General features: G+C 75.5%; 4 protein-coding genes and 2 pseudogenes. 1 reads left to right on the top strand and 5 read right to left on the bottom strand.

Annotated elements, in window-relative coordinates:
• A pseudogene (locus QM572_RS01225) lies at positions 1-277 on the top strand (cobalamin biosynthesis bifunctional protein CbiET); the annotation flags it as partial.
• 342 nt (positions 278-619) lie between these two features.
• Here QM572_RS01225 and bluB read toward each other — a convergent pair.
• The 5 genes and pseudogenes from bluB to QM572_RS01200 form a co-directional block, all read right to left on the bottom strand.
• On the bottom strand, positions 620-1,264 hold the full coding sequence (bluB, locus tag QM572_RS01220; RefSeq protein WP_415089169.1) for a 5,6-dimethylbenzimidazole synthase: 645 nt from the start codon (positions 1,262-1,264) through the stop codon (positions 620-622).
• Positions 1,261-2,010, bottom strand: a complete 750-nt coding sequence (locus tag QM572_RS01215) for a cobalt-precorrin-4/precorrin-4 C(11)-methyltransferase (RefSeq protein ID WP_415089167.1) — start codon at positions 2,008-2,010, stop codon at positions 1,261-1,263. The genes bluB and QM572_RS01215 overlap by 4 nt, the downstream gene beginning before the upstream one ends.
• Positions 2,007-3,566, bottom strand: a complete 1,560-nt coding sequence (gene cobJ, locus QM572_RS01210) for a precorrin-3B C(17)-methyltransferase (RefSeq protein ID WP_415089165.1) — start codon at positions 3,564-3,566, stop codon at positions 2,007-2,009. Before cobJ ends, QM572_RS01215 begins: the two co-directional genes overlap by 4 nt.
• Positions 3,563-4,246 (bottom strand): precorrin-8X methylmutase, encoded by a 684-nt coding sequence (locus tag QM572_RS01205; protein WP_415089163.1) that lies wholly within the window; start codon positions 4,244-4,246, stop codon positions 3,563-3,565. Before QM572_RS01205 ends, cobJ begins: the two co-directional genes overlap by 4 nt.
• A pseudogene (locus tag QM572_RS01200) lies at positions 4,243-4,444 on the bottom strand (hypothetical protein); the annotation flags it as partial. The pseudogene QM572_RS01200 and the gene QM572_RS01205, both read right to left, overlap by 4 nt.

Raw genomic sequence — 4,444 nt, 5'->3', positions numbered from 1 at the left:
CGTGGCCGGCACGCAGGCGCCCGACGCGGTCTTCGTCGGCGGCGGCGCGACCGCGCCCGGCGTGATCGACGCGTGCCTCGCCGCGCTGCGGCCCGGCGGTCGGCTCGTCGTCCACGGCGTGACGCTCGAGACCGAGCAGCTCCTCGCCTCCCTCTACCGCGAGCACGGCGGCGAGCTCACCCGCCACTCGGTCGAGACCGCCGCCCCGATCGGCTCCTTCACCGGCTGGAGCCCCGCCCGTGCCGTCACCCAGTGGGCCTACGCAGCACCCCGGTGAACAGTCGTTCCCGGCAGCCATACGTCATCCCGCCATCTCATCCCGCCACGTCAACGCCTGTTGCGCCGCTCGGCATCGATCCAGGCGCGTTCAACAGTCGTTTCCGCGTGGCGTCTGCTCACGGGTCGAGTCAACAGTCGTTGCCGCATGGCGGGCCCGCACAGATCGACTCAACAGTCGTTGCGGCTCCGCCGATGCGCGCGGCCGATCAGGCGGCTGAGGGCCGCGGCGACGTCGCCACCGGCGCGGCAAACGATCGTTCATCCGCGCGCGACGCCCCCTGCCCGGCGCGAACGAACGTTGAAACAGGCGGGGGATCACCGTCGCAGCGGCAACGGTCGTTCAGTCCGGCCGGGGCGCGTACCGCTCGTGATGCACCACCCCGGCCAGGGGCGAGCGGTGGCGCCAGCCGTAGTGCTCCAGGTCGGGGACGACGGGCAGCTCGGCGATCGGCCCGACGCAGAGCCAGGCCACCGGCCGCACCCGCTCGGGGAAGCCCACCAGCTCGCGCAGGAACTCCTCGCGGTAGAAGCTCACCCAGCCCACGCCGAGCCCCTCGGCCGTGGCGGCGAGCCAGAGGTTCTGGATGGCGCAGACGACCGAGTAGAGCCCGGCGTCGGCGATCGCATGCCGGCCGAGCACGTTCGGCCCGCCCCGCGAGGGGTCGTAGCCGACCACGATCCCCAGCCCCGACTCGCGGATGCCCTCGACCTTGATCCGGCTGAACGTCTCGGCCCGCTCCCCGCGGAGGCCGGCGGCGAACGTGTCGCGCTCGCCGGCCACGTGCCGGCCGAAGGCGTCGAGCGTGACCGGGTCGCGGACCAGCACGAAGTCCCAGGGCTGGCTCATCCCGACGCTCGGCGCGGCGTGGGCCGCCGCGAGCAGGCGCTCCAGCACGTCGGGCGCGACCGGGTCGCCGGTGAACTCGCGGCGGGTGTCCCGGCGGCGGTTGACGACGTCGTACAGGCCCGCGTCCCAGGCCCTCACCGCGTGCGGCTCCGGTCCCGGCCGGCGTCGTAGAGGAACGACTCGCCGCCGCCGGCCCCGAGAGCGCGGCCGACGAGGACGACCGCGGCCTGACGCAGCGCGGCCCGCTCGACCGCGTCGGCGATCCCGCCGACGGTGCCGTGGAGGACGAGCTCACCCGGCTGGCTGGCGCGATGGACCACGATCACCGGGCAGTCCGGCCCGGAGATCGGCTCGATCTCGGCCATGAGCTCGCGCACGCGGGTGATCGCGAGGTGCAGCACGAGGGTCGCGCCGGTCGCGGCGAAGGCGGCGAGCGACTCGCCCTCCGGCATCGCGGTCGATCGCGCCTGCGTCCGGGTGAGGACCACCGACTGCGCGACCAGCGGCACGGTCAGCTCCCGCCCCACGAGCGCCGCGGCGGCGGCGTACGCCGGCACGCCGGGCGTCACGTCCCAGGGCACCCCCGCCGCGTCGAGCCGCCGGCTCTGCTCGGCGAGGGCCGAGTAGAGCGACAGGTCGCCCGAGGCGAGGCGGACGACGACGCGGCCCGAGCGGTGGGCACGCACGAGGTGCTCGGTGATCGCGTCGAGGTCGAGGTCCTGGGTGTCGACCAGCTCGGCGACCGGGCTGACGTGCGCGAGCACGTCGGGGTCGAGGTAGGTCCCGGGATAGAGCACCACGCCGGCGGCCGCCAGCAGCCGGGTCGCGCGCACCGTGAGCAGGTCCGCCGCGCCGGGCCCGGCGCCGACGAAGTGGACCGTCATCGGAGATGCTCCTCGACGTGTCGCGGCGTCCACACGCCGGCGGCGCTCACCCGCGTCGACGAGGCGCCGACGATCAGCAGGCATCGCATGTCGATGGTCGCCGGGTCGAGCTCGGCCAGGGTGGTGACCGTCAGGCTCTCCCCCGCCCGCCCGACGTCGCGCCCCACGACCACGACCGTGTCCGGCTTGCGGTGCTCCAGCAGCACGTCGCGCGCGACGCGGATCTGCTCGGTGCGCGAGCGCGACGCCGGGTTGTAGATCGCCAGCACGAGGTCGGCCTCCGCAATCGCCCGCAGGCGCCGCTCGACGACCTGCCACGGCTTGAGCCGGTCCGAGAGGGACACGACCGCGAAGTCGGCCCCGATCGGCGCCCCCGCACGCGCCGCGACGGCCTGCACCGCGCTCACCCCCGGGACGACGCGGATCCCGATCCCGGCGTACGACGGGTCCTCGGCCGCCTCGAAGACGGCGGCTGCCATGCCGAAGACCCCGGCGTCCCCGCCCGAGACGACGGCGACCCGCTCCCCCGCCCTCGCCAGTGCGAGCGCGTCGCGGGCGCGGTCGATCTCGACGGTGTTGCCCGACGGGTGCCGGGTCAGCCCGGCCCGCTGCGGGACGCGGGCGACGTAGGGGGCGTAGCCGACCACGTGGTCGACCTCGGCCAGCACCGCGGACGCCTCGGGGGTCAGCCACGCCTCGGGACCGGGGCCGAGCCCCACGACGACCAGCTCCGCCGCCGGGCCCGCGGACGGCGGCATGGTCGCCTGCTCGGCGGCCCCGCTCCGCAAGCGGTCGGCCGACGGCGTGCCCGTGCTGTCGCCCGGCACCACGATGAGGGAGAAGTAGGGCACCGACTCCGGGTCGACGTCGGCCACGGGCAGCCACCGCTCCTCGGCCTGGGAGGCGCGCTCGACGTACCACGCTCCCTCCAGTCGGCCGGCCTGCGCGAGCGCGGAGCGGACCGCGGGAAAGGTGCGCCCGAGCTTCATGACGACGGCGCCGTCGGTGTCGGCGAGGCGCCGGGCGAGCTCGGGCTCGGGCAGCGTCCCGGGCAGCACGGTCAGCACGTCGGCCTGGCGGACCAGAGGCCCTGACGAGCCCGCGATCGCGGCCGTGGCCGCGGCGAAGGCGGGGATGCCGGGGACGACGGTGGTCTCGTAGGTCTCCTTGAACCGGTCGTGGAGGTACATCGACGACCCGTAGAAGAGCGGGTCGCCCTCGGCGAGGAGCACCACGTCGCGACCCGCGTCGAGGTGGGCCGCCAGCCGGACGGCGCACGACTCGTAGAAGTCCGCCATCGCGCCGACGTAGCCGCCCGGGTGGTCGGTGGCGCCAGTCGTCACGGGGTAGCGCAGCTCCTCCTCGAGGACGCCGTCGGCGATGGCCGCGGCGGCGATCCGGCGGGCGTGCGACTGCTTCCGCACACCGGCGTGATAGGCGACGACCCCGGCCGAGCCGATCACTCGGGCGGCCTTGAGGGTGAGCAGCTCCGGGTCGCCGGGCCCGACGCCGACGACGGTGAACCGGCCGCGGCCGGACGCGCCCGCCGCGCTCACTCGCGCTCCTGGGCCAGGGCGTTGAGCGCCGAGGAGGTCATCGCGGAGCCCCCGCGACGGCCGCGGACCGTGACGTAGGGCAGGTCGATGCCGTGTTCGTCGCGCAGGTCGATCAGCGCCTGCTTCGACTCCGCGGCGCCGATGAAGCCGACCGGGCAGCCGACGATCGCGGCCGGCTGGGGAGCGCCGTCGAGGAGCATCTCCAGCAGGTGGAAGAGCGCCGTCGGGGCATTGCCGATCGCGACGACGGCGCCCGCGAGGTGCGGCTCCCAGAGCGAGACGGCGGCCGCGGTCCGGGTCGTCGACCAGGCCCGCGCGAGCCCCGGCACGCGCTCGTCGTTGAGCAGGCAGACGACGTCGTTGTCGCGGGGCAGCCGCGCGCGGGTCACTCCGGTGGCGACCATCGTGGCGTCGCAGAGGATCGGCGCGCCCGCCTCCAGCGCGGAGCGTGCCGCCGCGACCATCCGGGGGTGCACCACGAGATCGTCGGTGAGGTCGACCTGCCCGCTGCCGTGGATCATCCGGACCGCGAGCCTCTCCGCGTCGGCGGGAACGCCGCTGAGGTCGGCCTCGCGCCGGATCGTGGCGAAGGAGTTCACGTAGATGTCCGGGCCGGCATCGGCGTAGGGGTAGCGGCGGGTCGGCCGTGCGGGCGACGGCGCGCGGGGCGAGAGGGTCATCGCTGCTCCTCGGAGGCCGAGGCGGAGGGGGAGGCGGAGGGGACGAGTACGCCGTGCCACGGCGTCACGATCAGGCTGTCGCTCCGCGCGGCCAGGCCGGCGATCGCCGACGCGTCGAGGCCCGGCGCGGGCACCCGGAGGTGGAGCCCGCCGGGCACCTCGCCGAAGGCCAGCGGGCCCCGTGGCGCCGGGACGCGG

It is taken from the genome of Nocardioides sp. (assembly GCF_047607365.1).
Lineage (GTDB): Bacteria > Actinomycetota > Actinomycetes > Propionibacteriales > Nocardioidaceae > Nocardioides.
Note: the sequence above shows the minus strand (reverse complement) of the source record. Positions and strands in the feature narration are given on the sequence as shown.

Excerpts from the sequence above, each read along its gene's own strand:
- QM572_RS01205 (WP_415089163.1), bottom strand. The coding sequence starts at position 4,246 with ATGACCCTCTCGCCCCGCGCGCCGTCGCCCGCACGGCCGACCCGCCGC.
- QM572_RS01215 (WP_415089167.1), bottom strand. The coding sequence starts at position 2,010 with ATGACGGTCCACTTCGTCGGCGCCGGGCCCGGCGCGGCGGACCTGCTC.